Origin of the sequence: Frondihabitans sp. VKM Ac-2883 (assembly GCF_015350875.1) — a bacterium.
Classification (GTDB): domain Bacteria; phylum Actinomycetota; class Actinomycetes; order Actinomycetales; family Microbacteriaceae; genus Frondihabitans.
Genome location: NZ_JADKSF010000023.1, coordinates 1 through 479, shown reverse-complemented (window position 1 = coordinate 479; position 479 = coordinate 1). Strand labels below are relative to the sequence as shown.

Genomic DNA, 479 nt, shown 5'->3' with positions numbered 1-479 from the left:
GAGAAGATGTAGGCCTGCTGGACGGCCATCTTGCCGTTGACGAGGACGTCGCCGTAGAGCTTGGAGTTACCCGGGTTGACGGTGAAGTTCTCGAGGGTGACCTTGGTGGAGCCGGCGGTGAGGTTCAGGCCGGATCCGTCGTGCTCGACGATGCCCTGGACGTAGGGGCGGTAGGAGCCGTCGGGGCTCCAGTAGACGAGCGATCCGCCGGTGATGGGGAAGGCGATGTCGCTGCCGGTGAGGGTGGCTTTGCCCTCGGTGGAGGGGGTGAGGCCGAGGCTCTTCAACGCGGCGAGGAAGTCGCTGTCGAGGGCGACGGAGGTGTCTCCGCCGAAGATCTCGGGGACGGCTGCGGCCGGGGCGGGGACGGTCGACGATGACGCGGCGAGGTGGACGTTCGAGGACGACGGGGCGGCGTAGGCGGTGGAGACGCCGAGGCCGGTGACGCCGGCGACGAGGAGGCCGGCGGTAGCGAATCC

General features: G+C 68.9%; 1 protein-coding gene. It reads right to left on the bottom strand.

Translation table 11 applies throughout. The annotated features are described in order from the left end of the window. On the bottom strand, window positions 1-479 hold a 479-nt coding region (locus tag ITJ49_RS17420; protein ID WP_194606804.1), incomplete at both ends, for a hypothetical protein.